Annotated in this window: 25 protein-coding genes; 11 read left to right on the top strand and 14 right to left on the bottom strand. The window is 71.9% G+C overall.

The window, feature by feature from the left end; translation table 11 throughout:
* Positions 1-75 precede the first annotated feature (75 nt).
* Complete coding sequence (locus tag AC5L3X_RS21455) at positions 76-810, top strand: helix-turn-helix domain-containing protein (RefSeq protein WP_494859088.1); 735 nt, start codon at positions 76-78, stop codon at positions 808-810.
* Entirely contained in the window at positions 807-3,182 is a 2,376-nt protein-coding gene (locus tag AC5L3X_RS21450; RefSeq protein ID WP_494859086.1) for a VIT domain-containing protein, read from the top strand. The genes AC5L3X_RS21455 and AC5L3X_RS21450 overlap by 4 nt, the downstream gene beginning before the upstream one ends.
* Positions 3,183-3,323: 141 nt before the next feature.
* Here AC5L3X_RS21450 and AC5L3X_RS21445 read toward each other — a convergent pair whose 3' ends face one another.
* Entirely contained in the window at positions 3,324-3,587 is a 264-nt protein-coding gene (locus AC5L3X_RS21445) for a YciI family protein (RefSeq protein WP_494859084.1), read from the bottom strand.
* A gap of 73 nt (positions 3,588-3,660) precedes the next feature.
* Between AC5L3X_RS21445 and AC5L3X_RS21440 the strand changes: the two genes are divergently transcribed.
* The 3 genes from AC5L3X_RS21440 (at position 3,661) to mmuM (ending at position 7,525) form a co-directional block, all read left to right on the top strand.
* The gene (locus AC5L3X_RS21440) at positions 3,661-4,326 is read left to right on the top strand and encodes a Crp/Fnr family transcriptional regulator (RefSeq protein ID WP_494859082.1); all 666 of its coding nucleotides are present in this window, start codon (positions 3,661-3,663) and stop codon (positions 4,324-4,326) included.
* A complete protein-coding gene (locus AC5L3X_RS21435) occupies positions 4,323-6,578 on the top strand; it encodes an arylsulfatase (protein ID WP_494859080.1) in 2,256 nt (751 codons plus the stop codon). Before AC5L3X_RS21440 ends, AC5L3X_RS21435 begins: the two co-directional genes overlap by 4 nt.
* An 80-nt stretch (positions 6,579-6,658) precedes the next feature.
* On the top strand, positions 6,659-7,525 hold the full coding sequence (gene mmuM, locus AC5L3X_RS21430) for a homocysteine S-methyltransferase (protein WP_494859078.1): 867 nt from the start codon (positions 6,659-6,661) through the stop codon (positions 7,523-7,525).
* Between the two features lie 14 nt (positions 7,526-7,539).
* Here the strand turns inward: mmuM and AC5L3X_RS21425 are convergent, their stop codons facing one another.
* The gene (locus AC5L3X_RS21425; protein WP_494859077.1) at positions 7,540-8,241 is read right to left on the bottom strand and encodes a lysophospholipid acyltransferase family protein; all 702 of its coding nucleotides are present in this window, start codon (positions 8,239-8,241) and stop codon (positions 7,540-7,542) included.
* 147 nt (positions 8,242-8,388) lie between these two features.
* Here AC5L3X_RS21425 and AC5L3X_RS21420 point away from each other — a divergent pair, with 147 nt between their 5' ends.
* Entirely contained in the window at positions 8,389-9,147 is a 759-nt protein-coding gene (locus tag AC5L3X_RS21420) for an alpha/beta hydrolase (RefSeq protein WP_494859076.1), read from the top strand.
* A gap of 46 nt (positions 9,148-9,193) precedes the next feature.
* A complete protein-coding gene (locus tag AC5L3X_RS21415) occupies positions 9,194-9,661 on the top strand; it encodes a hypothetical protein (RefSeq protein ID WP_494859075.1) in 468 nt (155 codons plus the stop codon).
* A gap of 73 nt (positions 9,662-9,734) precedes the next feature.
* On the opposite strand, the gene AC5L3X_RS21410 is transcribed toward AC5L3X_RS21415, so the two are convergent.
* The 7 genes from AC5L3X_RS21410 to AC5L3X_RS21380 form a co-directional block, all read right to left on the bottom strand.
* Positions 9,735-10,883 (bottom strand): hypothetical protein, encoded by a 1,149-nt coding sequence (locus tag AC5L3X_RS21410; protein WP_494859074.1) that lies wholly within the window; start codon positions 10,881-10,883, stop codon positions 9,735-9,737.
* A 38-nt stretch (positions 10,884-10,921) separates the two neighbouring features.
* Positions 10,922-11,617, bottom strand: a complete 696-nt coding sequence (locus tag AC5L3X_RS21405; RefSeq protein ID WP_189125893.1) for an endonuclease/exonuclease/phosphatase family protein — start codon at positions 11,615-11,617, stop codon at positions 10,922-10,924.
* A gap of 18 nt (positions 11,618-11,635) precedes the next feature.
* A complete protein-coding gene (locus tag AC5L3X_RS21400) occupies positions 11,636-12,568 on the bottom strand; it encodes an ROK family glucokinase (RefSeq protein WP_189125894.1) in 933 nt (310 codons plus the stop codon).
* Positions 12,569-12,581: 13 nt separating this feature from the next.
* Positions 12,582-12,992: a DUF5304 family protein gene (locus AC5L3X_RS21395; protein ID WP_494859073.1), complete on the bottom strand. Its 411-nt coding sequence runs from the start codon at positions 12,990-12,992 to the stop codon at positions 12,582-12,584.
* A gap of 34 nt (positions 12,993-13,026) precedes the next feature.
* Positions 13,027-14,226 (bottom strand): ArsA family ATPase, encoded by a 1,200-nt coding sequence (locus AC5L3X_RS21390; RefSeq protein ID WP_494859072.1) that lies wholly within the window; start codon positions 14,224-14,226, stop codon positions 13,027-13,029.
* A gap of 1 nt (position 14,227) precedes the next feature.
* Positions 14,228-14,665 (bottom strand): SRPBCC family protein, encoded by a 438-nt coding sequence (locus AC5L3X_RS21385; protein ID WP_494859071.1) that lies wholly within the window; start codon positions 14,663-14,665, stop codon positions 14,228-14,230.
* A gap of 68 nt (positions 14,666-14,733) precedes the next feature.
* Positions 14,734-15,501: a metallophosphoesterase family protein gene (locus AC5L3X_RS21380; protein WP_189125898.1), complete on the bottom strand. Its 768-nt coding sequence runs from the start codon at positions 15,499-15,501 to the stop codon at positions 14,734-14,736.
* 136 nt (positions 15,502-15,637) lie between these two features.
* Here AC5L3X_RS21380 and AC5L3X_RS21375 point away from each other — a divergent pair, with 136 nt between their 5' ends.
* Entirely contained in the window at positions 15,638-17,407 is a 1,770-nt protein-coding gene (locus tag AC5L3X_RS21375) for an AMP-dependent synthetase/ligase (protein WP_494859069.1), read from the top strand.
* A gap of 30 nt (positions 17,408-17,437) precedes the next feature.
* On the opposite strand, the gene AC5L3X_RS21370 is transcribed toward AC5L3X_RS21375, so the two are convergent.
* Complete coding sequence (locus AC5L3X_RS21370) at positions 17,438-18,205, bottom strand: DeoR/GlpR family DNA-binding transcription regulator (RefSeq protein WP_189125900.1); 768 nt, start codon at positions 18,203-18,205, stop codon at positions 17,438-17,440.
* 265 nt (positions 18,206-18,470) lie between these two features.
* On the opposite strand from AC5L3X_RS21370, the gene AC5L3X_RS21365 reads away from it, so the two are divergent.
* From AC5L3X_RS21365 to AC5L3X_RS21355, 3 genes are read left to right on the top strand one after another with little or no spacing between them, the layout of a single operon-like run.
* Positions 18,471-19,757 (top strand): ABC transporter substrate-binding protein, encoded by a 1,287-nt coding sequence (locus tag AC5L3X_RS21365; RefSeq protein ID WP_494859067.1) that lies wholly within the window; start codon positions 18,471-18,473, stop codon positions 19,755-19,757.
* Positions 19,757-20,629 (top strand): carbohydrate ABC transporter permease, encoded by an 873-nt coding sequence (locus AC5L3X_RS21360; RefSeq protein WP_189125901.1) that lies wholly within the window; start codon positions 19,757-19,759, stop codon positions 20,627-20,629. The genes AC5L3X_RS21365 and AC5L3X_RS21360 overlap by 1 nt, the downstream gene beginning before the upstream one ends.
* The gene (locus AC5L3X_RS21355; protein ID WP_189125902.1) at positions 20,626-21,543 is read left to right on the top strand and encodes a carbohydrate ABC transporter permease; all 918 of its coding nucleotides are present in this window, start codon (positions 20,626-20,628) and stop codon (positions 21,541-21,543) included. Before AC5L3X_RS21360 ends, AC5L3X_RS21355 begins: the two co-directional genes overlap by 4 nt.
* Positions 21,544-21,712: 169 nt before the next feature.
* Here the strand turns inward: AC5L3X_RS21355 and AC5L3X_RS21350 are convergent, their stop codons facing one another.
* The 4 genes from AC5L3X_RS21350 to AC5L3X_RS21335 form a co-directional block, all read right to left on the bottom strand.
* Positions 21,713-22,051 carry a hypothetical protein gene (locus AC5L3X_RS21350; RefSeq protein ID WP_494859065.1) on the bottom strand — a complete coding sequence of 113 codons (339 nt, stop codon included), beginning with the start codon at positions 22,049-22,051 and terminating at the stop codon, positions 21,713-21,715.
* A gap of 275 nt (positions 22,052-22,326) precedes the next feature.
* Entirely contained in the window at positions 22,327-23,412 is a 1,086-nt protein-coding gene (locus AC5L3X_RS21345) for a glycosyltransferase family 4 protein (RefSeq protein ID WP_494859063.1), read from the bottom strand.
* Entirely contained in the window at positions 23,409-24,887 is a 1,479-nt protein-coding gene (locus AC5L3X_RS21340) for a M48 family metallopeptidase (RefSeq protein WP_494859061.1), read from the bottom strand. Before AC5L3X_RS21340 ends, AC5L3X_RS21345 begins: the two co-directional genes overlap by 4 nt.
* A 12-nt stretch (positions 24,888-24,899) precedes the next feature.
* On the bottom strand, positions 24,900-25,739 hold the full coding sequence (locus AC5L3X_RS21335) for a gluzincin family metallopeptidase (RefSeq protein WP_494859060.1): 840 nt from the start codon (positions 25,737-25,739) through the stop codon (positions 24,900-24,902).
* Positions 25,740-25,770 lie beyond the last annotated feature (31 nt).

Genomic DNA, 25,770 nt, shown 5'->3' with positions numbered 1-25,770 from the left:
GTCTCTATATGCACCAAATCGGGCACTCTAATCATCCAGTTGACACTGCAATAGTGACAGTGTCATTGTGAGGGTATGAGCGACACCTGGACCATCGGCGAGCTGGCGGAGCGCGCGGCCGACCTGCTGCGCAGCCATGCCCAGCCGGTCAACGGCCGGGTCCGCGACGTGCCGGGCGAGCGCCTGATCAGGTGGTATACGACCATCGGCCTCGTCGACCCGCCCCTGTCCCGGCGCGGCCGCGTCGCCCGCTACGGCCGCCGCCACCTGTTGCAACTCGTCGCGGTCAAGCGGCTCCAGGCGGCCGGGAGGTCGATCGCGGACATCCAGACCGCCCTCGCCGGGGCGACCGACTCGATGCTGGAGGCGGCGGCGCTGCCGCTTCCTGGCGCTCCGGCGCCCGCCGCGCCGAGGGCCGGAGCGGTGGCTCCCGGGGCTCCCGGGGCTTCAGCGTCCGGAGCTCCGGTGCCGGCACCTGCTCGGGAGGCGCCGCAGTCACCTGGCGCCGATTCGGCGGCCACCCGCTCCCGGTTCTGGACCCGTCCGCCGTACGACGCCCGCGACTCGGGCGCTCCGCCGGCGCACGACGTACCTGACTCGGGCGGTCCGCTCGGGCCGCAGGGCACGCGCGGCTCCGACGGTGTACGTGTCTCGGGTGACGGGGCCCTGGTGCGGGGGGTCCGGCTCGCGACGGGGGTGATGCTGGTGCTCGACGGCGCCGGCCGCATCCCGACATCAGACGACATCCAGGCGGTGCTGACCGCGGCCGGGCCGCTGCTGGCGGCGCTCGACGAAAGGGACCTGCTATGAAGATCACCACGCTCGCGCCGGAGCGGTGCCGGCCGGTGCCCGACGCGGGGTTCGGCGCGCTGCGCACCGAAAGGGGCAACCTGCCGCTGGAGAGCGTCGACGTGACGGCCGGCATCTCCGGTCTCGTCGCCGGCGTCGAGGTGGCGCAGGGCTTCCGCAATCCGTTCGACGTCACCCTGGAGGCCACGTACGTCTTCCCGCTGCCGGACCGGGCGGCGGTGACGGCGTTCAGGATGGAGGCCGACGACCGGGTCATCGAGGGCGAGCTGAAGGAGCGCGGCCAGGCCAGAGCCGACTACGACCAGGCGTTGCGCGAGGGCCGCAGGGCCGCGATCGCCGAGGAGGAGCGGCCGGACGTCTTCACCATCAGGGTGGGCAACATCCTGCCCGGCGAACGCGTCACGGTCCGGCTGTCGCTCAGCCAGCCGTTGCCGTACGAAGACGGCGCGGCCACCTTCCGCTTCCCGCTGGTCGTCGCGCCCCGCTACGTGCCGGGCGTACCGCTCGACGGCCCGCCGGCGGGCGACGGCACCGTGCCCGACACCGACGCGGTGCCCGACGCCTCGCGTGTCACTCCCCCGGTGCTGCTGCCCGGATTCCCCGACCCGGTGCGCCTGTCGCTCGCCGCGACGGTCGACCCGGCCGGGCTGGACCTGCGCGAGCTGGCCTCCAGTCTGCACGTGGTCGAGGAGGAGGGCCACACGGTACGGCTGCGCCCCGGCGAACGCCTCGACCGCGACTTCATCCTGCGCCTGTCGTTCGAGACGTCCACGTCGTTGCAGCTCGACGACGAGGGGACGTTCGCGCTGACCGTGGTGCCGCCGGAGGCGCAGGCCACCCGGACGCCGCGCGACCTCGTGCTGCTGCTCGACCGGTCGGGCAGCATGAGCGGCTGGAAGATGGTCGCGGCCCGCCGCGCCGCAGCCCGCATCGTCGACACGCTCGCCGCCGAGGACCGCTTCGCGGTGCTGGCCTTCGACTCGGTGGTGGAGCAGGCGTTCGACGGGCTCGTGGCGGGCTCCGACCGCAACCGCTACCGGGCCGTCGAGCATCTGGCCCGCGTGGACGCCCGCGGCGGCACCGAGCTGCTGGAGCCGCTGCGCGAGGCCGTCGCGCTGCTGGAGCCCGCCGAGGGCAGGGATCGGGTGCTGGTCCTGGTCACCGACGGCCAGGTGGGCAACGAGGACCAGATCCTGGAGCGGGCGGGCGGCGCCCTGTCGGCCATGCGCGTCCACGTGGTCGGCATCGACCGGGCGGTGAACGCCGGGTTCCTGGGCCGGCTGGCCGGGCTGGGCGCGGGCCGGTGCGAGCTGGTCGAGTCGGAGGACCGGCTCGACGCGGCCATGGAGCAGATCCACCGCCGGATCGGCGCGCCCGTGGTGACGGACCTGTCGCTCAAGGGGCTCGACGTGGAGCCGGGCACGGTGACCCATCTGGGGTCGATGTTCCCCGGGGTCCCGCTGCGGGTGTACGGCCGGCGCCGTTCCGGCGACTCGGTGACCGTACGCGGCCTGGCGGCGGGCGCGCCGTGGGAGCGGCAGGTCGTGGGCACGGTGGTGGACAACCCCGCGCTGCGCGCCGTCTGGGCCCGCGCCCACCTGCGCGAGCTGGAGGACCGCTACGCCATGGGCGAGCACGAGCTGGAGTCCGAGATCGTCCGGGTCTCGCTCGAGTACGGCGTGCTGTGCCGCTTCACCGCCTACGTGGCGGTGGACACCCGGCAGGTCGCCGAGGGCGGGCCGGAGCACCGGGTGATCCAGCCGGTCGAGCCGCCGAGCGGCTGGGAGATGCCTTCGGCCCCGCCTCCGATGTCCGGGTTCGTGGCCCAGGCCGCGGTGATGGCCGCGCCCCCGGCGTTCCGGGCCGGGCCGGCGAGCTTCGAGGCGGCGCTGGAGGACGAGGGCTTCCGTGGCGCGCCATCGGGCAGGCCGGGAGGCGGCCCGGCCGGCAGACCGGCGGGCGGGCCGGCGGGAGGTCCGATGGGCGGCTCGGCCGGCAGCTCCGTGGGGCCGCGCGGGCCCGCCTTCGCGCCTCCCGTGCCGCCCCGTCCGGCCCGCCGCGCGCCGCAGGGCCTGGAGGCCGTCCGCGGGCAGTTGACGGCCGAGCTCGACCGGCTCAGGGCGCTGCCCGTGGCCGACGTGTTCTACCTGGCCGACCTGGGCTCCCGGCTGGCCGCCCTGTCCGCCTACCTGGGCGACCACGCGGAGCTCTCCGCGCTGGCCCGCGAGCTGGAGGCGGCCGAGCGGCCGGGGGCGGATCCGCGGGCGTTGCGGGCGCACGCCATCGAGGTGCTCACCGCCCTCACCGGCGGCGCACCGCACGGCGGATCGGCTCCGGAGCAGCCGCGCCGCCCCTTCTGGAAACGCGCCTGACCGGACGCCCAGGCGAGCGGGATCACCGCGTCGAGCCGGACGCGAGTCCGGCGTCGAGTGTCCAGGGCACGCGGACACGTCATGCCCGGCCTCGTCGCCCGCGTCCCGGGGTGAGGAACGGCCCGCGTCGACCGGCCGCGATCACATCAGCGGAGTCCATTCCTTGAGGAGCACGATCTCGTAGCCGTCCACCGCCGTGTAGGGATCGGTGCGCAGGATGTCGCGGAGTTCCGCCTCGTCCGTCACCTCGTACACGTGCAGGGCTCCGCTGTCGTCCGCCCAGGGGCCGGCGGTCACCAGCCGCCCGTCGGCCCGCAGCGCCCGCAGGTGCTCCCGGTGGGCCGGTCGGGCGTCGAGCCGCCGGGGGTCGCCGTCGAAAGCCAGTTGCACCACGTATCTCGCCATGCCCGGCACGTTAGGCCCCCGGCCCGCCGGGGCTCAGCATCGCCGGGCACCGGCGTGGTGTATCACCGGACACATGACGTACGCGCTGGACGACCTGCCGATGTTCCGCGACCTGGGCGAGCGGCTCGAACCGTTGGCCCGGCGCCGCCGCTACCCCGCCGGGCAGGTGCTGTGCACCGAGGGCGACCCGGCCGACCACCTGATCGTGCTGCTCGACGGCCAGGTCAGGGCGGAGCGGGTGGGCCCGGACGGCAGGCAGGTGGTGCTGGCCGTGGAGGACGCGCCGGTGGCCTTCGACAAGACGGCCCTGCTGGTGAACGGCCCGCACCGGGCCACGCTGACCGCCGTCACCCCGGCCGGGGTGGCCTACCTGCCGGCCTCGGCCGTGCTCGGCCTGATCGCCGCCGAGCCGGCAGTGGCGGCCCGGCTCCTGCGCACGCTCGCGCGGACCGTCCGCGACTTGGACGAGCGGCTCACGGACGCGGTGGTCCTCGACGTGCCGGGACGGGCCGCCAAGTGGCTGCTCCAGCACACCCCCGCGAGCACAGGCGGCACGGTGCGGCTGTGCGCCGGGCAGGCCGGGCTCGGGGCGGAGATCGGCGCGACCCGGGTGAGCGTCAACCGGGCGCTGCGGTCGTTCGAGCGGCGCGGGCTGATCGAGATCGGCCCCGGTGAGGTGACCGTGCTCGACGCCGGAACCCTGGCCAGAATCGCCGGTATGCCTATACTCCGGAAATGATCGCGTATGAGGGTTTCGGCGGGCGGGTGGGCAGGACGTTCGCGGGGTCGGAGTCGTGGTGGCCGACGCGGCCCACACCCGGTCCCGGCGCCCCGAACATCGTGATCGTCCTCGTTGACGACGTGGGCTTCGGCGACCTGGGCTGCTACGGCTCCGAGATCCCCACTCCGCACCTGGACGAGCTGGCCGGGCAGGGCGTCCAGTGGACCGACTTCCACGTCACGCCGATGTGCTCGCCCACCCGGGCCGCGTTGCTGACCGGAGTCGACCCGCACCTGGCCGGGGTGGGGCACATCGCCAACTCCGACCCCGGATTCCCCGGCTACGCCGGCGAGCTCGCTCCGGACGCCTTCACGATGGCCGAGCTCTTCCGGGCGGCCGGATGGCAGACCATGGCCGTGGGCAAGTGGCATCTCACCAAGGACTCCGACATGTCGGACGCCGGGCCCCGGCACGCCTGGCCGTTGCAGCGGGGATTCGACCGGTTCTACGGGTTCCTGGAGGCGTTCACCGACTTCCACCACCCGCACCGCCTCATCCGCGACAACTCCGCCGTCGAGGTGGACCGCTACCCCGACGGCTACCACCTGACCGACGACCTCACGCGCGAGGCCGTCGCGATGGTCCGGCAGGCGAGCACGGCGCGGACGCCCTTCCTGCTCTATCTGGCCCACGGCGCCGCCCACGCCCCGCTTCAGGCCCCGCCGGGCGACATCGCGCGCCACAGGGGCAGGTACGACGACGGCTGGGACGCGATCCGCGAACGCCGCTTCGCCCGCCAGCTCGACCTGGGCCTCTTCCCGCCCGGCACCGAGCTGCCACCCCGCAACGCCGAGCCGGGCGACGACGTCCCCGCCTGGGCGGACCTCTCCCCCGACCGTCGACGGGTGTTCGCCCGCTACATGGAGGTCTACGCCGCCATGATCACCGGGATCGACCGCAGCGTGGGCGCCCTGCGCGAGACCCTGGCCGAGCTGGGCGAGCTGGACAACACGATCTTCGTCTTCACCTCCGACAACGGCGCGTCCAGGGAGGGTGAGGAGCACGGCACCACCCAGTACCTGCGCACCCTGCTGTCCGCCAACAGCCGCCACGACCGGGAGGACCCCGCGGCCGACCTGGCCCGGCTCGACCTGATCGGCGGCCCGCGCACGCTCTCGCACTACCCGCGCGGCTGGGCGATGGCCTCCAACACGCCTTTCCGCCTGTACAAGCGCAACACCCACGCGGGTGGCCACGCCGTGCCGTTCCTCATCTCCTGGCCGGCGGGCCTGCCGCAGCGGGGAGAGCGTCGCGGCCAGTGGGGCTACGTCACGGACGTGCTGCCCACCCTGATCGAGCTGACCGGGATCGAGGCGCCCGAGGGCCGGCCCAGGAAGGGCGCCTCGCTGGTGAAGGCCCTGCACGACGCCGAGGCCGTACACGATCATCAGGAGCAGCTCGCCGAGTTGCAGGGACACCGCGGCTACCTGCGCGGCGAGTGGGAGATCGTCACCCGGCACGCCCCGCTGACTCCCTTCGGCGAGCACGAGTGGGAGCTGTACCACCGGCCGAGCGACCCCACCCAGCTGCGCGACAGGGCGGCCGAGCGGCCGGAGAAGGTGCGCGAGCTGGCCGCGGCCTGGGAGGAGGCGGCCCACGCCGGGCAGGTGTATCCGCTCGACGAGGGCTCGCGCCTGCGCTACCTGCTGCGGCCACCGTGGCATCGCGCCCCCCAGCCCGTACGGCTGACGCCGCGCACGCACACCCTGGAGCGGTGGCAGGCGTTGCAGCTCGTCCAGTGGCGCTCGTTCACCGTCGAGGCCCGCATCGGCGCCCCGGGCAGGGGCGTGCTGGTGGCGCACGGCGGGCAGGGCGGCGGCTACCTGCTCTACGTCGAGGACGAGCTGGTGTTCGCCCACAACGGCTACGGCGAGCTGCGCCTGCTCCACGCGGGCGCCCCCGGCGGGCACATCAGGGTTGAGGTCACCGCGCCGGGCGGCTGGCGGTGGGACGTGTCCGTGACCGTGGACGGCGAGCCGCGCGGCACGCTGACCGGCCTGCCCATGCTGGCGGCGTTCTGCCCCATGGAGGGGATCGACGTCGGCGTCGACCGGCGCTCTCCCGTGTCCTGGGACGTGTACGAGCGTCACGGCCCGTTCGCCTTCACCGGGGTGCTCGACGAGGTGGTCTACACCCCGGGCGACTTCGCCCCCGACGCCGGCGACAACTTCGTCGACCTCGTCAGGGAGATCGGCCGGAAGTACGAATAGGCGCCGACCGGAGCCGGCGGCCTGTTCGCCCGGCGGCCGCCGGAGCGGGAACGGCCCCGTGCGGCCCCTAGGCTGGAGAGGTGAGCACACTTGTCCTGGACGGCGGGCTGGCCACCCACCTCGAAGCACTCGGGGCCGACCTGAGCGACGAGCTCTGGTCCGCGCGGCTGCTGCTGGAGGATCCCGGCCTGATCCGGCGTGTCCACGCCGACTACTTCGCGGCCGGGGCCGACGTGGCCACGACCGCCAGTTACCAGGCCTCGCTTCAGGGGTTCGCGCGCCGGGGGCTGGACCTGACCCGGGCCGAGGGGCTCATCCGGCTCTCCGTGGAGCTGGCCGCGCAGGCCCGCGACGAGGCCGGTGGCGGCCTGGTGGCCGCGTCGGTCGGCCCCTACGGGGCCTTCCTGGCCGACGGGTCCGAATACACCGGTGACTACGACCTCGACGAGGACGGCCTGCTGGCCTGGCACCGGCCGCGCTGGGAGATCCTCGCCTCGACCGGGGCCGACCTGCTGGCCTGCGAGACCATCCCGTCCTACCCTGAGGCGCGGGCGCTGGCCCGGCTGCTGCGCGAGACGCCGTCGGTCAAGGCGTGGGTGAGCTTCTCCTGCCGCGACGGCGAGCACCTCAACGACGGCACGCCGATCAGCGAGGCCACCGCCCTGTTCACCGGCAGCACCCAGGTGGTGGCCGTGGGGGCCAACTGCACCGCGCCGCGGCACATCCCCGGTCTCATCGCCTCGCTCACCGGCGGGCTGCCTGTCGTCGTCTACCCCAACTCGGGCGAGACGTGGGACGCCGGGCGCCGCCGATGGCTGGGCCTGGCCGACCCCGTGGAGTACGGCCAGGCCGCCAAGGAGTGGGAGCGGGCCGGCGCCTCGCTGATCGGCGGCTGCTGCCGCACCGATCCCGGCTTCATCCGGCAGATCCGTGCCCACCTGTCCTGAACGGCCTCGGCAGGTCAGCCCTTGTGAGCCCGGGCGGTCCGTTCCATCTCGACCTTGGCGCTGGCGGCGTACTTGTCGACGTACTCCTGCTCCGACAGCTCCATGAGCGCGTACATGATCTCGTCGGTCACCGCGCGCAGCACCAGCCGGTCGTCCTCCATGCCGTAGTAGCGGGAGAAGTCGAGCGGCTTGCCGAACCGGACGCCGGGCCGGATGCCGAGTTTGGGCATCGGACGGCCGGGGGGCATCATCTCGAAGGTGTTGACCATGGCCCACGGGATGACCGGGGCGCGCGACTCCAGCGCCAGCCGGGCGACGCCGGTCTTGCCCTTGTAGAGACGGCCGTCGGGTGAACGGGTGCCCTCGGGGTAGATGCCTAGCAGGTTGCCCTCGCCCAGCACCCGCAGGCCGGTGCGCAGGGCGGCCTCGCTGGCCTTGCCGCCGGAGCGGTCGATCGGCACGGTGCCGACTCCGCTGAAGAACAGGCGGCTGAGGAAACCCTTGACGCCGCGGCCGGTGAAGTAGTCGGACTTGCCCAGCGAGATGACCTTGCGGCGTAGCTGGAGCGGCCCGAAGAAGTGGTCGGCGAACGACAGGTGGTTGCCGGCCAGGATCGCCGGGCCCTGCCTGGGCACGTTCTCGACACCCTCGGCCCAGGGCCGGAAGACGATGCGGAGGATCGGCCCCAAGATGGCCTTGACCACCCAGTAGAACACCCGGCCACCTCACATTCACGGCTTTCTCGGCGAGCAGAGTCATCTTCGCATCTCAGGACCGATGCTCCTACACCACCTCTCGCACAAAGCCCCAGGATCGTGCGACGATCGGGCCAATCCGGGATGAAATCCCTAAGAGGAGCTGTTATGCCGCTCATGCCAGGCGCGGAACCCTACCACCATGACGCGGGTCAGATCGGCGTGCTGCTGTGCCACGGTTTCACCGGCTCGCCGCAGTCGTTGCGGCCATGGGGTGAACACCTGGTCGATCACGGCCTGAGCGTCTCGTTGCCACGCCTGCCCGGCCACGGCACCTCCTGGCAGGAGATGAACCATACCCGGTGGGAGGACTGGTACGCCGAGGTGGAGAAGGCGTTCGAGGACCTCCAGGGCCGCTGCGCCGAGGTGTTCGTGGCGGGCCTGTCGATGGGAGGCTCCCTCGCGCTGCGCCTGGCCGAGGTGCACGGCGACGCGATCAGGGGCCTGGTGCTGGTGAACCCGTCGATCACCAACGACGTGCCGCTGCTCAAGCTGGCGCCGGTGCTGAAATGGTTTCTGTCGTCGGTGCCCGGCGTGGCCAACGACATCAAGAAACCCGGCGTGACCGAGGTGGGCTACGACCGCACCCCGGTCAAGGCCGCCGCCTCACTGCCGGCGCTGTGGTCACTGGTGCAGGCGGACCTGGACAGGGTCACGCAGCCGGTGCTCGTCTACCACAGCGCCGACGACCACGTGGTGAAACCGACCGGCGTGGCGATCATTCGTCAGAGGATCCCGCAGGCCACGATCGAGGAGCTGACCGATAGCTACCATGTTGCGACTCTGGACAACGATGCCTCCAGGATCTTTGCCGGGAGCCTCGACTTCATCAGGACCCATGCCTCGGTACCCTTGCGGAGGGACTGATCGCACCCAGGGGGAAGTCGCGATCGCTGCGGAGAGGCCGATCTAGGTGACGCCCCAGAGTGACGAGGACGAGGTCTGGCGGCAGATCGTCGCGTCCTTCAACGACACGGCCGAGCGCGACTCGGCCGATCAGCCATGGCCCGACAGCGAGAATCTCCCGGTCGAGCCGGTCCGCCGCGTGGTGAAGCCCCCGGAGTCCGCCGAAGCCGAGGACGGCCCCGAGGACGACGGCGACGAGGGCCACGCCCCGGCGTCCGACGACGACGAGGGGCACTTCCAGCCGCCCCCGCCGCCGCCGCTGCCCAAGCTCGACCTGCCCACCAAGCTCGCCTGGGTGGCGCTCTTCGGCGGCCCCGCCTACCTGCTGGTGGCGGCGATGGCCGGCTGGCGGATGGAGGGCTGGGCGCTGTTCACCGCCGTGGCGGCGTTCATCGGCGGCTTCGTGGCGCTGGTGGTGCGCATGGGCGACGGCCCGCCCAACGACTCGGGCTGGGACGACGGGGCCGTGCTCTAGCCGCGCCCCGGTCGCGCTCCCAGGAGCCGGCCGGCCGAGCGCCTCACAGCGGCTCAGGAGCGGCCGGGACGGCCTAGGAATCCGCCGGCAACGGCTCGCGCGGCCCGAACGACTCCACGACGTCGGTGTAGCGATCGGTGGCGTCGACGGCGTGCCCGACCGCCCACACCGCGCCCTTGCCCGCGAGGTAGGTGACCGCCTGCAGCCGGACACTGTTCCTGCCCCGCGCGGCTCCGCCCCGGATGATCGCGCAGTCGTCCTTCTCGCAGCGCAGCATGAACGGCTTCGCCGCGTGCGACGGGTCGTAGCCGGAGATCCAGTAGCGGCCCTTGCCGTCGCCGGTCACGCCGTAGAGGCGCGAGTCGGTGCCGGGCAGCTCGATCCGCTGCCAGCGCTTGCCGTTCCACGACAGCACGAGCGGCTCGACGTCGTCGGGCCCGTGGTAGACGCCGCCGACCGCCAGCGCCCGCTTGGCGCTGTCGACCTGTACGTCGCGCAGGTAGCCGCCCGGGATGTCGGGCACCTTCATGGTCTTCCACGCGTCGCCGGAGCGGTGCACGATCAACGGCCGGGTGCCGGTGTCGCCCACGGCGAACCCGGCGGACACCGCGTAGAGGGCGCCCTGGTCCGCGGTCTCCTGGACGGTCCAGCGGCCGTTCTGGCCGGTCACGATGAGCCCGGCGACGGAGTTGCCCTTGGCCGGGTCGCGGCTGGTGCCGCTGCCCACGGCCACGACCCGGCCGGGCTCGGCGGAGATGCCCCCCAGCCAGTCGCCCGCCCGCAGCCCGTCGGCCCGGACCCGGTCGAACCCGGTGATGCCGCCGTGGGCCAGATAGGGCAGGCCGTCACGGCCGTCGCCCACGGCCCACACGTCGTTCGGGGAGGCGGCGGCGATGCCGCGCAGATTGCCCGCGGTGGTGGCGTCGCGGACCGGCACCTCCGACCAGCTGTCGCCGTTCCAGTGGCGGATGGTGCCGCGGTTCTTCCAGACGTCCCAGATCTCCTGCTGGCCGACGGCCCACACGTCGCCCGAGGCGAGCGCGAGCACGTCGGAGAGCGAGCCGTCGGCGTCCAGGCGCACGCTCGTCGACTGCTGCCAGGCCTCGATCGAGTCCATCGAGGCGGGGCGTGGATCGGCATGCGCGGCGAGCGTGACCTGGGACAAGGCCACGGACGTCGCCAAGATCAAGGTGAGCGCACGCCGCCGAAAGCGACGGGTCATGAACAAATGCTACGGGCTGGCGGCCCGCCGCCCTGCCGTTAGGTGTCAATTCGCAACTCGGCGACGACCGGCAGATGGTCGGTGGCCTCGGCCAGATCGGCGGCCGGGGCGTCGGCGCCACCGCACGAGACGACTGTCAGCTCCGGGGCGGCGAACACCGCGTCGATGCGCGCCTGCGGGCGCCTGGCGGTGAACGTCAGGCCGTCGCCCGTGGGCGCGCGCGGGTAGCAGTCGACGAGCCGCCCCGCCAGATAGCGCCAGGTCGGCTCGTGATCACGCTCGTTGAAGTCGCCGCCCAGCACGACCGCCGCGCCGAACCAGGAGGCCGCTCTCTCCAGTAACGTCAGCGCCTCGGTCGCGTGGTGCAGCCGGGCCGCGCCGTTGAGGTCGAGATGGAGCGAGCCCACGGCGAGCCGCGCGCCGTCCACCTCCACGACCGCGATCGCCAGGCCGCGGATCTCCAGGCCCACGAAGACCCGGAGCACGTGGCTCTCGGCATGCAGCACCCTGACGCGGGGTGCGGCGAGCACCGCCACCCCGCCGAGCCGTCCTCCGGCCACCACCCGCAGCCCGGCCGCCTCGGCCAGCCCCTGCCGCCTGGCCCGCCAGTTGAGCAGTCGCGGCGCCTCCTGCAGGCACAGGACGTCGCACCGCATCGCGGTGATCACACGCAGCAGCGCGGGAACGCTGTCTCTCAACCCTCGGACGTTGTAGGTGCCCACCCTCACGGTCACGGACGGAATCCTGCCCCGTCAGCGCAGCCTGGCGAGGTCCGCCGCCCCCACCACCCCGGCGGAGGCGCCCAGCTCGGCCAGGCGGATCTCGGCGAGCGGCCGGTGCCCGTTGCCGGTCAGCCGCTCGGCGAACGCCTTGCGGGCCCGGTCGAGGAAGAGGTCGGCCGCCCGGGACACGCCACCGCCCACGATGAAGCAGCCGGGGTCGAGGATCGCGGCCAGGTCGGCCATGCCCTGGCCGAGCCAGTCGGCGAGGGTGTCGAACGCGGCCAGCGCCACCGCGTCGCCGCGCCGCGCGGCCTCGGTGACCTCCTCGCCCTCGATCTTGCCGCCGGCCAGGCCGAGCAGGATCCGGGCGTCCTCGGGCCGCTCCGCGGCGAGCTCCCTGGCCTCGATGACCAGCGCGTTGCCGCTGGCGTACTGCTCCCAGCAGCCCGTCTGGCCGCAGCCGCACGGCCGGCCGCCGGGCCGCACCTGCATGTGGCCGAGCTCGGCGCCCATGCCCCAGCGGCCCCGGTAGAGGCTGCCGTCGAACACCAGCCCGCCGCCGATGCCGGTGCCGAGCGTGACGCAGACCACGTGGGACTGGCCCCGGCCGGCGCCGAACCGGGTCTCGCCCCAGGCCATGGCGTTGGCGTCGTTCTCCACCACGATGGGCAGGCCGACCAGGCCGCTGATCTTCTTCTGCAGCGGCTCCTCGCGCCAGGCGAGGTTGGGCGCGAAGCGCACCATCGACCGGGTCTCGTCGACGAAACCGGCGGCGCCGACGCCGACGGCCTCGATCTCTCTGCCCTCGGCCAGCTCGCGGACGACGTCGGCCACCGTCTCGGCCACCAGGTCGGGCCGGTCGGCGGGAGTCGGCCGCAACGCCTCCTGGACGATCCGGCCCTCGTCGTCGACGATCCCCGCCCCGACTTTGGTGCCGCCGATGTCCACACCGATCGTGAGCATGTCGGATGTTCCCCTATCCCAGGTCTATGTGTTCGACGTGGTCGCGACCGTGGTCGTCGTCGCGGCGATCGCGGTCGTCGCGAGGCCTGCGGGGGGCCGGCCTGCTCAACGTGTCGATGGTCTGGCGGAAGGCGGCGAACAGCTCGCCGCCCGCGGCCACCAGATGCCCGGCCACGTCGCCGCCGGATTCGCGCTGCGCGGCCATCGCCCGGCAGACCGGGCAGGCGCGGCAGATGTACTCCTCCTGGGGCTCGGCCACCGCCTCGCTCCACACGTCCGTGTCCCTGCGCCCGCCACCGCCGGTGAAGGACTTGAACACGGTCCTGCCGACCTGGCGGGTGGCATGTCCCTGGATCGTGTCGAACAGCTTACGCGCCTCGTCGGCGACGGACCCGATCGGGTCTCGGTCGTTGCTCTCGGTCATCTGCCCCTCCCTGGCCACGGGTCCCTCACCCTCCTCACTCACGTCGCGTCCGATCGGGATCGTCTGCTCCGCTCGCTATGTCGGATTCGGCTCCTGAGCTGAACCGTACCCGGAGGACGCCGTCGCGGAGCACCGCGCCGCTGATCCCGCGTCGGGCCAGCGCCGACGGCAGCGCCAGGATCCGGCGGTAGGGGCCCGCGGTGATGATCAGCTCGTCGGCCTTGCGCGCCAGGTCGACGTCGGCCCGGTCGGCGCCGGGCAGGGACAGGGTCAGCTCGTCGGCCGAGAACCGCAGCGGCGGCTCGACCGCGGGGGCGGCGAACGGGTCGGAGCCGGCGTAGATCACCTCGCCGACGGCGGCCAGCGCGTCCTTGCCCACGGGCTCGGCGGGCAGGTAGGGGACGACATGGACGGGCAGCGGCGCGAACGACTGACCGGCCTCGTCGAGCAGCCGGGACTGGGCCGCCACCCACTGGTCGCGCCACTCGTCGGCGCCACCGGAGGGGAAGACCCGGTTGGCGATCACCGCGTCGACGCGGTAGCCGTACAGGTTGAGGGAGGTCAAGGTGCGCCTGGCCTCGGCGAGCACCACGGCCTCGGGCGTGAGCACCAGGCGCACGGAGGCGTGGTCGCCGGTGAGCAGCTCGCGCACCTCCAGCAGGCCGCGGTGGAAGCGCTCGGCCGCATTCATGACGTCGTCGCCGGGCGCGGTGACGTGGGCCACGCCGCGCACGAGCGGCGAGACGAACTTCATCAGCCTGCGGCCCATGGGCATCAGCCTGGTCATGTGCCAGTCGAGCGCCTCGGGCAGCGCCAGCAGCCGGAGCGTCTCGGCGGTGGGGGCGCAGTCGACGACGATGACGTCCCAGGTGCCCGACCGGGCGTGCTCGCGCAGCTCCAGCAGGGCGATGACCTCCTCGGCGCCCGGCAGGACGGTGATCTCCTCGGAGGTGATCTCGTCGAGCCCCAGCTCCGCCAGCAGCCCCCTGGCGTAGTCGCGCAGGTCGCCCCAGTGGCGCTCCATCGTCTTCTGCGTGTCGACCTGGTGCAGGTGCAGGCCCGGCGCGATCTCGCCCGGCTCGGCGCCGAGCGCGTCGGCCAGCGAGTGGGCGGTGTCGGTGGAGACGATCAGCGTCTTGAGGCCGCGCCGGGCCGCGAGCGTGGCCGTGGCCGCGGCGGCCGTGGTCTTGCCGACGCCGCCCTTCCCGGTGAAGAGCAGGACGCGGGGACTCACCTCAGCGACCTTCGGCGCGCTTCTTGAGGCCCTTGAGCGCGGTGTCCACGATCACCTTCTCCGCCTTGCGCTTGATCATGCCGATCATCGGGACCTTGAGATCGACCGCGAGCTCGTACGTCACGTCGGTGCCCCTGCCCGAGCCGGCCAGCAGATAACTCCCGGCCAGCTCCGAGATCATCTTGCCCGGCTCGACCACCCGCCAGCTCACGCTCTCGTCGTCGTGCCAGGTGTAGCCGAGCGTGTAGGTGTCGCTGATCACTCCCGCGTCGAGGACGAACCGCACCGTCTCGGGGCGGCCGTCGGCTCCGGTGGTGAGGATTTCGGCGCTCTTGACCTGGCCGGCCCACTCGGGGTAGGCCGGGAAGTCCGCGATGACCGCCATCACGCCCGCGCGATCGGCGTCGACGGTGATGCTCGAAGTGGTGCGATCAGCCATGCGAACACCGTAGTGCAGGATTCGCCCCTCGCGGTGGACTGCCCGCCCCGGCCCTGGCGCAGGTCGGATCACCATTCGAGGACGTACGGGACGCCCCTCCCGCGGAAGTGGCCGACGTTGACGCATTCGGTACGGCCGATGCGGGTGCGCTGGACGAGCGGCTGGTGCACGTGGCCGAACAGCGCGTAGCGCGGCTGCGTGCGGCGGATCGCCTCCAGCGTGGCCTCGCTGCCCCGCTCCAGCCGCCGGGCGACCACGTCGTACAGCAGCTCGGGCACCGCGGGCGGGATGTGGCAGCACAGCACGTCGACCTCGCCGACCGCCTCCACCTTCGCGGCGTACTCCTCGTCGCTGATCTCGTACGGCGTGCGGTACTCGGTCTTGAGGCCGCCGCCGACGAAGCCGAACCGCAGGCCGCCGATCTCCACGCTCTGGCCGTCGAACACCTGGTGGCCGTCGCGAAGGTAGTCGCCCCACAGCCGTGGGATGTCCACGTTGCCGTAGGTGAGGTAGGCGGGCTCGGGCATGGCGGCGAACAGCCTGGCGTACTGGGCCCGCACGTTGCGTTCGATGTGCTCGCGCGGATCGCCGTCGAGACTCGCCCACAGCCGCGCCGACATGGCCCTGGCCTCGTCGAACCTCTTGGCCGTGCGCAGCCCGATGAACTCCGCGGCCCGCTCGGCGCCGAACAGGTCGGCGAAGATGCCCTGCGCGTGGTCGTCGTAGTCGATGAAGAGGATCAGGTCGCCCAGGCAGACCAGCGCGTCGGCGCCGTCTCCGGCCCTGGCCAGCGCCTCGGCACTGCCATGGACATCACTGACGACATGGACCCTCATGCGGGGAATCCTACGAGTATCGGCTGCTAGCGTGATGAACAGCCTTGATAACGCCTGGATGACGAAGCTACCGGTGCGTAACTTATCCCGGTAACGTCCTGGTCGTCCCCATGCGTGCACCCGGAGGAGCTGATCCGTGCGCGAGTACTCCGTCCCCGTTCTGGTGGATGTGCCTGCCACCGCGAGCCTGCCCGACACGATCTTCGAGCGTGGCGAGCGGGAGCCCGGCGTCGTGGTCATGCGCCGCAAGGTCGGCGACGCCTGGCCGGCCGTCACCGCCGGCGAGCTGCGCGACCAGGTCGCCGCCCTGGCCAAGGGGCTCATCGCGGCGGGCGTCGAGCACGGCGACCGGGTCGCGCTGATGTCCCGCACCCGCTACGAGTGGACGCTCATCGACTACGCGATCTGGTCGATCGGCGCCGTCACCGTGCCGATCTACGAGACGTCCTCCGCCGACCAGGTCGGCTGGATCCTGTCCGACAGCGCGGCCAAGGCGGTCTTCGTCGAGCTCGACACGCACGAGGCGACCGTGCGCGAGGCCGCGCCGGAGCTGAAGGACGTCTGGCGGGTCGAGGCCGCGCTGGACGGCTCGCTGGACGGCTCCGCGGTGGCCGACGAGGTTCTGACCGGGCGCCGGGAGCGGGTGGGCGCGGCCGACCTGGCCACGATCGTCTACACCTCGGGCACCACCGGCAGGCCCAAGGGGTGCCGCATCACCCACGACAGCCTGCTGTTCACCGCCCGCAACGTGGTGAAGGGGCCGCTGGAGCCGCTGTTCGGCGGGCAGGCCCCCGCGGCGCTGCTGTTCCTGCCCCTGGCGCACATCTTCGCCCGGATGATCCAGGTCGCCATCATCGAGGCGGGCGCGATCCTGGCGCACACCCCCAACATGAAGAACGTCGCCCCCGACCTGGCCGACTTCAAGCCGACGTTCCTGCTGGGCGTGCCGAGGGTCTTCGAGAAGGTCTACAACGGCGCCGAGCAGAAGGCCGTCGCCGGCGGCAAAGGCAAGATCTTCGCCAAGGCCGTGGAGGTCGCCGTCGCCTACAGCCGGGCCGAGAGCTCCGGCGGCGCGGGTCTCGGGCTGCGGCTGCGCCGTGCGCTGTTCGACAGACTCGTGTACGGCAAGATCCGCGCGGCCACCGGCGGCCGGCTCAGCGCCGCGGTCTGCGGCGGCTCGGCCCTCGGCGAGCGGCTCGGCCACTTCTTCAGGGGCATCGGCATCGAGATCTTCGAGGGCTACGGCCTGACGGAGACCTCCGCCCCCTGCACGGTGAACATGCCCGGCGCGAACAAGATCGGCACCGTGGGCAAGCCGCTGCCCGGCGTGACGATCGGGATCGGCGAGGACGGCGAGATCCTGGCCAAGGGCCGGCACGTCTTCGACGGCTACTGGAACAACGACCAGGCCGCGACCGACGACTCCGGCTGGTACCACACGGGCGACGTCGGCGAACTCGACTCCGACGGCTACCTGCGGATCACCGGGCGCAAGAAGGAGATCCTGGTCACCGCGGCGGGCAAGAACGTCGCGCCGGGCCCGCTGGAGGACGCGCTGCGCGCCCACCCGCTGGTCTCCCAGGCCATGGTCGTCGGCGACGACCGGCCGTTCGTCGCCTCCCTGATCACCCTGGACCCCGAGGCGCTGGAGCAGTGGAAGGCGGCCAACGGCCGGGACGGAGCCTCGTCCTCCGGCCTGCGCGCCGACCCGCTCATCCTGGCCGAGGTGCAGAGCGCGGTCGACCGGGCCAACGCCTCGGTGTCCAAGGCGGAGCAGATCAAGAAGTTCGCGATCCTGGACACGGACATCACCGAGGAGAGCGGTCACCTGACGCCCACCCTCAAGATCAAGCGCAACGTCGTCCTGCGCGACTTCGCCGCCGACATCGAGGCTCTCTACTCCTGAGCCCGGCCCCTCTCGCGCGGGGCCGCGCGGTCACACGATGACCAGCTCGCCGACGTGCTCGGCCAGCACGCTCCGGGCCGGATCGGGCAGGCCGGCGTCGGAGACGAGCACGTCGGCCTCGCCGAGCCGGGCGATGGTGCTGATCCCGACCGTCCCCCACTTGGTGTGGTCGGCCAGCACGACGAGCCTGCTCGCCGCCTCGACCAGCGCGCGGTCGGTCTCGGCCTCCATCATGTTCGGCGTGGTGAACCCAGCCCGGACCGTCATCCCGTGCACACCGAGAAACAGCACGTCCACATTGAGCAGGCGGATCGCGGCCACGGCGACGGGGCCGACGAGCGCGTCCGACGGGGTGCGTACGCCGCCGGTGAGCACGACCGTCTGGTCCGGCCGGCCGGTGTGCAGGAAGACGTCGCCGATCCGGACCGAGTTGGTCACCACGGTCAGGCCGGGAGTGTTCGCCAGCCGGTGGGCGAGCGTGTAGGTGGTGGTGCCGGCCGAGAGCGCCACCGCGGTGCCGGGCCGCACCATGCTCGTCGCGCGGCGCGCGATGGCCTGTTTCTCCTCTTCCTGCTGCACCGACTTGGCGGCGAAGCCGGGCTCGTCGGTGGACCCGGTGCCAATCACGGTGGCACCGCCGTGCACCTTGGCCAGCAGCCCCCGCTCGGCGAGCACTTCGAGATCGCGGCGGATGGTGATGTCGGAGACGCCGAACTCGCGCACGAGGTCGACGACCCTGACACCGCCGTTCAGACGGACGAGCTCCAGAATGGCCTGCTGCCGCTGCGGGGCCAGCATCGCATCACCAGATCCCAACACTTTCCGACATGCCGTTGGGGGAATCATGACACGCCCCCGCGTCGGGGCAAGGTCTGAGCTTGGGGAACATGTCCGGAGCCCTGGTGAATCGTGAACGCTCGTGGCGGGTTGTGCAGGACCTTGGCAGTGATTGCCAGCGATTCGTCATGAAATCGTGCGTTGACAGTCCGAAATGTTGGCTTTTCGATGAAGGAAGGTGAGCGAACTCGGGGGAACTTGAGGGTCCGGGCAAGGAGGAACCACCGTGAACCAACGCATGCCCATCTCCCGCCGCAACTTGTTACTCGGCGCGGCCGCCACGTTCGGCGTCCCCGCCGTCCTCGCCGGCTGCGGCTCCGACCAGCCCGCCACACCGGGTAAGGCCTCCGGCAACAGCCTGGGGACCGTCACCATCGGCTCCAACGCCTCCGACGAGGTGCCGAAGAAGTCTCTCGCCTCGGTGCTGGAGAGCTTCACCTCGGCCCAGGTGAAGATCAACACCGTGGACCACAACACGTTCCAGGAGAACATCAACCGCTACCTCAGAGGCACCCCGGAGGACGTGTTCACCTGGTTCGCCGGCTACCGGATGCAGTTCTTCGCCGAGCAGGGGCTGGCGACCGACATCTCCGACGTGTGGCGGGAGATCGGCGGCGACTACACGCCCGCCTTCAAGGCCGCCTCCACCGGCAGCGACGGCAAGCAGTACTTCGTGCCCTTCACCTACTATCCGTGGGCGGTCTTCTACCGTAAGAGCCTCTGGGCGGAGAAGGGGTACGAGCCGCCCGCGACGCTGGACGAGTTCACCGCGCTGGCCAGGAAGATGAAGGCCGACGGGCTGATCCCGGTCGCGTTCGCCGACAAGGACGGCTGGCCCGCGATGGGCACGTTCGACATCATCAACATGCGGACCAACGGCTACGACTTCCACATCTCGCTCATGGCCGGCAAGGAGTCGTGGACCGACCCCCGGGTCAGGCAGGTCTTCGACACCTGGCGCGGGCTGATGGAGTTTCACCAGCCGGCGGCGCTGGGACGCACCTGGCAGGAGGCAGCGCAGTCGCTGCAGCAGAAGAAGACCGGGATGTACCTGCTCGGCATGTTCGTCGCCCAGCAGTTCCCGGAGAGCGAGCGCGACGACATCGACTTCTTCACCTTCCCCGAGATCAACCCCGCGTACGGGACCGACTCGATCGACGCCCCCATCGACGGCTACATGATCTCGGCCAAGGCCAAGAACGTCGAGGGCGCCAAGGCGCTGCTCAAGCACCTCGCGCAGGGCGCGTCACAGAACATCGCCACCAAGCTGGACCCGGGCACGCTGGCGGCCAGTTCCAAGGCCGACACCGCCGGCTACAGCGCGCTGCAGAAGCGGGGCGCCGAGCTGGTGTCCAAGGCGTCGCACATCGCGCAGTTCCTCGACCGCGACACGCGGCCCGACTTCGCCTCGACCGTGATGATCCCGTCACTGCAGTCCTTCGTCGGCGCACCCAACGAGATCGACTCGCTGCTCGCCGGCATCGAGAAGCAGAAGGCCAACATCTTCCGCTGATGGCAGTCAAGACCCGTCGCTACTCCGCCCGCGACGTGACCATCCTGGTCATCGGGCTGGGGGTGGCCATCGTCGTCAACGTGGGCCTCATCTGGGGGCCCACGCTGGCCAGCGTGGGCCTGTCCGGCACCGACTGGAACGGCATCGGCCCCATCGAGTGGATCGGCGGGGAGAACTACGCCGATCTGGCCGGCGAATATCCGCCGTTCTGGTCGGCCGTCCGCAACAACGTGCTCTGGCTGGGCTTCCTCGGGTTGATCGCGACCCCGTTCGGGCTGTTCTGCGCGGTGCTGCTGGACCGGCGGCTGCGGCTGTCGCGGGTCTACCAGAGCGCGCTGTACATGCCGGTCGTGCTGTCGCTGGCGGTAGTGGGGTTCATCGCGCAGCTCGTCTACTCCTCCGACTACGGCGTGCTGAACGCGGTGACCGGGCTGACCGTCGACTGGCTGGGCGACCGCTCGATCAACATCTGGGTGGTCATGGTGGCCGCCGGGTGGCGGCACGTCGGGTACGTGATGATCATCTATCTGGCCGGGCTCAAGGCGGTCGATCCCGCGCTGAAGGAGGCGGCGGCCATCGACGGGGCGAGCGAGTCGCAGACGTTCTTCCGGGTGGTGTTCCCGACGCTGCGGCCGATCAACGTGATCGTGCTGGTCATCACGGTGATCGAGGCGCTGCGCGCGTTCGACATCGTCTACGCCATCAACCGGGGCAGGAACGGGCTGGAGCTGCTGTCCGTGCTGGTCACCGAGAACATCGTGGGTGAGGCCAGCCGGATCGGGTTCGGCTCGGCCATCGCGGTGATCCTGCTCGCCATCTCGCTCGGGTTCATCGTCACGTACCTGTCGCAGCTGTTCAGGGAGGAACGATGACGCTCACCGCGCCCGTACCGGCCAGGACGTCGCGGCGGCCGGCCGCGCCGCCGCGCCGCCCGGTGCGCCCGCTGCGGGTGCTGCTGCACGTCTTCCTCGCCATGGTGGCGCTGGGCTGGCTGACGCCGCTCGCGCTGGCGGTCTACGCCTCGCTCCGCCCGTACGACGAGACGGCCCGGCTGGGTTACCTCTCGCTGCCCGAGCACCTGACCCTCGACTACTACGGGGAGGCGTGGAGCCAGGCCGAGTTGCCCCGCTACTACCTCAACACGCTCGTCATCGTGGTGCCCGGGGTGCTGATCACGCTGATGCTGGCGTCGTTCACGGCGTTCGCGATCGCCCGGCTGCGCATCCCGGGCCGCAGGACGTTGCTGATCGTCTTCACCGCGGGCAACCTGCTGCCGCCGCAGGTGCTGCTCACGCCGCTCTACACGCTCTACACGATGATCCCGCTGCCCGCGTGGCTGTCGGACTCGCAGGCGCTGTACGACTCCTACCTCGGGCTGATCCTCATCCACGTCGCGTTCCAGTTCGGCTTCTGCGTGTTCGTGATCGCGAACTTCATGCGCACGATCCCGGAGGAGATCAACGAGGCGGCGCTGGTCGACGGGGCCGGCGTGTGGCGGCGCTACTGGCAGCTGACGCTGCCGCTGTGCCGTCCCGTGCTGGCCGCGCTGTCCACGCTGCAGTTCACCTGGATGTACAACGACTTCCTGTGGGCGCTGGTGCTGATGTCCTCGGGCGACAAGCTGCCGGTCACCTCGGCGCTGAACAACCTGCGCGGGCAGTTCTTCACCGACTACAACCTGCTGGCGGCCGGGTCGGTGCTGGTGGCCCTGCCGACGCTGATCGTCTTCCAGCTCCTGCACAAGCAGTTCGTCGCCGGGCTCACGCTCGGCTCCACCAAGGGCTAGCCTTCGTGCCGGCCGTGCCGCCGCCGCGCACAGGAATGGCCGCGAGCTGAGCTCGCGGCCATTCCTGTAACGCTTTCAGCGGAAATGCGGGACGGCACTGCTGTTTCTGGGTGAATTCAGCTTGCGAACAAGGCCCCGCCGATATCCGAGCTGATCCCCTGGACCGAGGTCAGGGGCACCACGGGGCCTTCGTGGCATAGAGGGTGACCGAGGTGACGGTGGATCCTATGGAGAAACTCTGGAAATCGCAGAATTCGCGATGGCCGTCGGGCCAGGCCGGGTAGGTGACGTAGCCGGACCAGCCGCCGGCGGAGAACCTGGTGGCACTCCTGCCGATCGAGTAGGTGCCGCTGCAGTTCCTGCTCCAGCTCCCACCGCTGGTGTACGTGAGCACCGCGGAGGTCGTCTGGCATCCCATGGCCGCGACGTCGCCGGAGGTCGCGGATGCCGGCATCGGCGTAAGGAGCATGCCCGCGGCCAGCCCCACGGCCGCGATCCCGGTCTTCACTTTCCTACCGTTTAAATGCTTCACCAACAATTCCCCTATTGTGTGGTCGTGCATGTACGAGCCTGGTGCACCAGCTCGGTGAGATTCTTTCCCGCTCATTCGGGAAATAGATGTGCCATAAGTGACGATTCGCGCAATCCGTAACTGTGGACTGCTGCCGTTGCCGGGCCTTCATGTCACGATTCGTGGCGTTCCGTGGGCATGTTGTAGTGACGATTGAGGGACCCTGCGGTGCCCGGATGCCGTACGACCGGCCATGGTGAGATCGCGAGGTGTCAGAGCAGCGCGCGGAAGCGGGCCGCGGCCAGGTCCCAGGTCCATTCGCGGACGATCCAGTCGCGGCCGCGCGCGCCCATCTTCCGCGCCCGCTCCGGGTCGCCGAGCAGCTCGGCCAGCGCCCCGGCGACCTCACCCACGTCGGTGCCGTCGACCACCAGGCCGGTCTCGCCGTGGCGCACGGCGTCGGGGGCGCCGCCCGAGGCGCCCGCGACGACCGGCAGGCCGGTCGCCGACGCCTCCAGGAACACGATGCCCAGCCCCTCGACGTCGATCCCGCCCATCCTGGTGCGGCACGGCATGGCGAACACGTCGGCCGCCGCGTAGTAGCCGGGCAGGCTGGCCGCCGGGACGGTGCCGGTGAAGCGGATCGACTCCTGGCCTCCCGCCAGCTTGCGCAGCCTGCCCAGGTAGGGGCCGCCACCCACGAGCAGCAGCACCGCGCCGGGCACCGCCCTGAGCACCTCGGGCCAGGCTCTGATCAAAGTGTCCTGGCCCTTGCGCGCCACGAGCCGGGACACGCAGGCCACCACCGGCCGGTCGCCTAGACCCAGCTCGGCTCTGGGCGCGCCGGGGCGGAACTGGCCGGTGTCCACGCCGGGCGCCAGGCGCACCAGCTTGTCCGGCGCGATCGCGGCCACGAGCCGGCTGCGGGTGTATTCGCCGAGGTAGGTCACCACGTCGGCGTGCTCACCGATCCGGCGCAGCGCCGCGCGGAACCCGGGAGCGGCCGCCCAGGCGGCCTCGTGGCCGTGGGTCAGCATCACCACCCGCCGCGCGCCCGCCGCGCGCAGCCGGGGCGCGAGCAGCCCGAGCGGGGCCGCCGCGCCGAACACCACGGACCGCGCGCCGTGCTCGGCGACGAGCGAGGCCGCCCGGCGGGCGACGTCGCGTGTGGGCAGCATGAGCGAGCCGCTGTGACGGACGACCTGGTACGGCTGACGCCGGTCGAACTCGGCGCACCCCGGCCAGGCGGAGGCGTAGACGACCACGCCCGGGGTGCGCAGGGCGAGACCGTGCACGAACGACTGGATGCCGCCCGGCCGGGGCGGGAAGTCGTTCGTGACGATGACCACTCCGGTCACGGCGCCGGGACGCCGTTCAGCCCGGCCCAGGCGCGGGCCAGGGCGATGCGCTCGGGGGTGGAGGGGTGCGAGGCGTAGAGCAGGTACTCCACCGGGTCCGGGGACAGGTCGGAGATGTTGGTGGCCGCCAGGCGCTTCTGCATCGCGACGAACGTCACCGGATCCTTCGTCAGGTCCAGGGCGTGCACGTCGGCCCGGGCCTCGACGTGGCGGCTGATGGCGTTCTGGGCGGGGCCGGACAGCACGCCGGCCAGGGTCATCAGGCCCAGGAGCACGCCGACCGCCCTCGGGTCGGCCAGTGAGGCGACCTTGGCGCGCCGGCGTACCAGGTCGAAGGCCAGGAAGAGCAGGACGGCGCCGAAGGCGGCGCCCAGACCGCCGACGAGCGTCCCGTTGAGCACGTCGCGGCGCGCGGCGTGCCCCAGCTCGTGCGCGGCGACCAGCTCGACCTCGGCCTGCGGGGCCTTGAGCAGCGTGTCGTAGACGACGATCCGGCGCGTGGCGCCGAACCCGGAGACGTAGGCGTTCAGCGCGGTCGTGCGGCGTGAGGCGTCGGCGACCAGCACGTCCTCGACCGGCACGCCGTCCCGTTCGGCCATGGCCAGCAGGTTAGTGCGCAGGGAGCCCTCGGGCATGGAGTGGAAGTCGTTGAAGAGCGGCTCGAACACCACCGGGTAGACGAACGAGGCGACCACCGTCAGCGTGAACGCCCCGGCGGCGGCCGGGATCCACCACCGCCTCACCTTGCGCGCCAGCGCCACCACGGCCAGAGCCATGATCGACAGCAGCACGATGTTGACGCCCATGCTCTTGAGCCGGTCACCTGTCCACGCCGCCCAGTCCTGCGTGGACAGGCCGTACTCGCGCAGCCGGACCTCGAACCACATCCCCAGTGGCCACCGCAGGGCCTGCACGAGCGCGGTGAGCAGCAGCACGCCCAGGACCACCCGCAGCCACCAGGGCCCCTTGAGGCGGCCCAGCAGCCGCGTGCCGAACGGGGTGAGCACCAGCACTCCGGCGAACAGGATGCCGAGCCCGTAGGACAGGTAGCTCGGGACGCTGGTGGCGGCGTCGAACGCGGCCGCCCGGGCGATCTGGGCTGCGGTGAAGTCACGCGCCGGGTCGGGCGCCACGTCCGGGGCCCCGGCCGCCAGGGCCTGCCACGGAGTGGTGAACGCCACGACGGCCACGATGACGGCGCCGAGCACCGCCAGCGCCGCGCCCGCCTCCCAGCGCAGCCGCCGCTTCTCTCCGTCGCCGCCCGCTCCGTCTCCGTTTTCTCCGTCTCCGCCCGCTCCGGCCGGCCCAGGGTTCTCGCGCGACGCGCCGTCGGGCTCGGACGGAACGGCGGTGGAGCCGGCGGGCCCTTCCGATGCGCCCGGTACGTCCTTCGCGCCCGGTGCGTCCCTGGCCTCCGGTGCGTCCCTGGCCTCCGGTGCGTCCTTGGCGTCCTTGGCGTCCTGCCGATCGTCCATGCGCGCGTCCCCTTACGCCAGTTGCCGGCGCACGTACGCGCGCCACTGTGCCGTCAACGTCCCGACCGAGAGCCCCGCCGAGGCCAGCGCCCGGTCGACTCCTGCCCTCTGGGCATCACGGTAGAGCCTCACCAGAGTCCCTTCGCCGGATCGCTCGGCCAGGAAGCGACACGCCAGCCACGCCTCCTGGTACGAACGGGCCAGGCGCTCGGTGTCGTCCGTTGGCGCGAACGCCGCCGGCCCGGGGAGTTCGCGGGGCGGCCGCCCGGCCCGCACCTCCTCGGTCAGCTCCGCGGCGGCCACCGGCACGGCCAGCCCCGCGTCGCGGTAGCCGACATAGTCGGCGAACCCCTCGTACAGCCAGGTGGGAAGCCCCTCGGTGCCCGCGACGAGGTGGGTGAGCTCGTGCGTCAGGACGACGTCGCGGCCGGTCGGGGTGAGCCGCGCGAAGTTCTCCGGCACCACGATCACCCGGCCCGCGTCCGCCACGGCCGCCAGCCCGTCCACCTCGGCGACCCCGGCCAGCCGCGCCGCCTCCCCGGCCGAGCCGGGCACCAGCACGACGGGACGCACCGGCTGGCCGAGCACCTCCGCGACCCGCGCGCCGGCCAGGTCGGCCCTGCGGGCCAGGTCTCCGAGCAGCTCGCGGTCGGCGCCGGGATGCCCGGCGACGACCGCCCGCACGCCGTGCGAGACGCGCGCGCCGGGCCAGATCCCGCGCGCCTCGGGCGGCAGGCCCTCGGACGGGGACATGACCGCCCCAGGGTGCGGACCGAACGGGCCGGCCGCGGACGGCAGCGCGAGGAGCAGCACGGCCGCCAGCACGGCTCGACGGCTCACCTGCGCGGACACGTTGACCGATGGTAGTCGGCCCGCGGGTTCT

It is taken from the genome of Nonomuraea sp. CX421 (assembly GCF_059358955.1).
Note: the sequence above shows the minus strand (reverse complement) of the source record. Positions and strands in the feature narration are given on the sequence as shown.

Excerpts from the sequence above, each read along its gene's own strand:
- AC5L3X_RS21455 (WP_494859088.1), top strand. The coding sequence starts at position 76 with ATGAGCGACACCTGGACCATCGGCGAGCTGGCGGAGCGCGCGGCCGAC.
- AC5L3X_RS21450 (WP_494859086.1), top strand. The coding sequence starts at position 807 with ATGAAGATCACCACGCTCGCGCCGGAGCGGTGCCGGCCGGTGCCCGAC.
- AC5L3X_RS21445 (WP_494859084.1), bottom strand. The coding sequence starts at position 3,587 with ATGGCGAGATACGTGGTGCAACTGGCTTTCGACGGCGACCCCCGGCGG.
- AC5L3X_RS21440 (WP_494859082.1), top strand. The coding sequence starts at position 3,661 with ATGACGTACGCGCTGGACGACCTGCCGATGTTCCGCGACCTGGGCGAG.
- AC5L3X_RS21435 (WP_494859080.1), top strand. The coding sequence starts at position 4,323 with ATGATCGCGTATGAGGGTTTCGGCGGGCGGGTGGGCAGGACGTTCGCG.
- AC5L3X_RS21420 (WP_494859076.1), top strand. The coding sequence starts at position 8,389 with ATGCCGCTCATGCCAGGCGCGGAACCCTACCACCATGACGCGGGTCAG.
- AC5L3X_RS21410 (WP_494859074.1), bottom strand. The coding sequence starts at position 10,883 with ATGACCCGTCGCTTTCGGCGGCGTGCGCTCACCTTGATCTTGGCGACG.
- AC5L3X_RS21400 (WP_189125894.1), bottom strand. The coding sequence starts at position 12,568 with ATGCTCACGATCGGTGTGGACATCGGCGGCACCAAAGTCGGGGCGGGG.
- AC5L3X_RS21395 (WP_494859073.1), bottom strand. The coding sequence starts at position 12,992 with ATGACCGAGAGCAACGACCGAGACCCGATCGGGTCCGTCGCCGACGAG.
- AC5L3X_RS21385 (WP_494859071.1), bottom strand. The coding sequence starts at position 14,665 with ATGGCTGATCGCACCACTTCGAGCATCACCGTCGACGCCGATCGCGCG.
- AC5L3X_RS21380 (WP_189125898.1), bottom strand. The coding sequence starts at position 15,501 with ATGAGGGTCCATGTCGTCAGTGATGTCCATGGCAGTGCCGAGGCGCTG.
- AC5L3X_RS21370 (WP_189125900.1), bottom strand. The coding sequence starts at position 18,205 with ATGCTGGCCCCGCAGCGGCAGCAGGCCATTCTGGAGCTCGTCCGTCTG.
- AC5L3X_RS21360 (WP_189125901.1), top strand. The coding sequence starts at position 19,757 with ATGGCAGTCAAGACCCGTCGCTACTCCGCCCGCGACGTGACCATCCTG.
- AC5L3X_RS21355 (WP_189125902.1), top strand. The coding sequence starts at position 20,626 with ATGACGCTCACCGCGCCCGTACCGGCCAGGACGTCGCGGCGGCCGGCC.
- AC5L3X_RS21340 (WP_494859061.1), bottom strand. The coding sequence starts at position 24,887 with ATGGACGATCGGCAGGACGCCAAGGACGCCAAGGACGCACCGGAGGCC.